Annotated in this window: 3 protein-coding genes; all 3 read left to right on the top strand. The window is 31.8% G+C overall.

Annotated elements, in window-relative coordinates; all coding sequences use genetic code 11:
• Positions 1-351, top strand: a 351-nt coding sequence (locus NK213_RS20055) for an N-acetylmuramoyl-L-alanine amidase (protein ID WP_253352648.1), incomplete at its 5' end; no start/stop codon positions are given.
• A 78-nt stretch (positions 352-429) separates the two neighbouring features.
• Complete coding sequence (locus NK213_RS20050) at positions 430-933, top strand: hypothetical protein (protein ID WP_253352646.1); 504 nt, start codon at positions 430-432, stop codon at positions 931-933.
• Between the two features lie 13 nt (positions 934-946).
• Positions 947-1,360, top strand: coding sequence for a holin family protein (locus NK213_RS20045; protein WP_253352644.1), 414 nt, complete (start codon positions 947-949; stop codon positions 1,358-1,360).
• Positions 1,361-1,407: the final 47 nt, after the last annotated feature.

Below are 1,407 nucleotides of genomic sequence, written 5' to 3'. Positions count from 1 at the left end.
AGAATAAGTACAAAAGATGATGTTATTGTATCATTTCATTTAAATTCTGTGGATTATAATGAAGGAAACGGAGTAGAAGTATTTTACTATCCAACAAGTCAAAAAGGAAAAGAACTGGCGAAGATAATGCTTGAAGCCAATCTTAAAGTAACAAAATTAAAAAACAGAGGAGTAAAGCCAAATGTGAGTGGAGCCAGAGGACATGCATTATTCCAAAAAACAAAAGCAACAGCAGTACTAATAGAAAGTGGCTTCATATCAAATGACAGGGATATAGCGACACTTAATGCAGTACAGGAACAACTGGGGAAAAGTTATGCACAGGCCATAGCAAAATATTTAAAAGGTTAGAACCTATGATAATAAAGGACGGCCTTAAAACAGGAATTAAGACCGTTCACTAAAAATATAAAGAAAGAGGGATAATAAATGAAAATATATATTATATCGGCAATAGTATTAATAATAGCAGGAGCAGGAATATATTTCCTGTACAAGAAAAAGAAATTAAATGATGTGACAGAATATCTTGTAAAGGTAATGGATATTAAGGGAGAGAAGTTATTAAATAAGGTAAAGCTAGCAGTACTTCTTAATACTTTAAGAGCATGGACATTAAGCAGTACAAGAAATAAAGTGTGGAAATTTATAATAGAATTATTCTGGCCAGAAATAGATTTACTGGAAGTAGCAAAAGAAGTAGTAGTTACAAATAATAAGGACAGTGTAATAAACAGCATACCAGATGTAATAGTATCAAAAACAGTGGATAATATACTTAATAATACTAAATATACAACAAAGGATTTCAATACTTCAACAAACCTTAAGATAACAGAAAAAGACAGAGGCTATCTAGAAGGATATATTGAGGGGCAGATAAATAAGCTTGAAGAAGCAAGGATAGGAATAAAAGCAGGTATTAAGTGGTAGGAAGGAGCAGGAGATGAATAAATTGGATTTAACAATAATAACAACAGGAGTACTGGCAGTATTTACATATCTGTTCGGTGCATTTGACATATTAATACAAGGAGCTTTTATGTTTATTGTACTGGATTTTACAACTGGACTGGTAAAAGCATGGCATAATGGAGTCGTCAGTAGTAGCAGAAGTAGGAAAGGACTGCTAAAGAAAACAATGTTCTTATCAATGATATTAATAGGTCATTGGCTGGATAAAGCGAGTTTGATATCAGATAATGGAATGAGTTTTAGAACACTGGTATTGGTGTTTATAATAGCAAATGAAGGGATATCAATTCTTGAGAATATATCAGAAATGGGAGTGCCGATACCTGGATTTTTGAAAAAAGTATTTGAAAGACTGGATAAAAGAGAAGAAGATGAACCTGATTGATTTCAGGTTTATTTTTTTATTATTTGTATGCTATAATGAGAAAAAAC

It is taken from the genome of Sebaldella sp. S0638, assembly GCF_024158605.1.
Taxonomy (GTDB): domain Bacteria; phylum Fusobacteriota; class Fusobacteriia; order Fusobacteriales; family Leptotrichiaceae; genus Sebaldella.
Note: the sequence above shows the minus strand (reverse complement) of the source record. Positions and strands in the feature narration are given on the sequence as shown.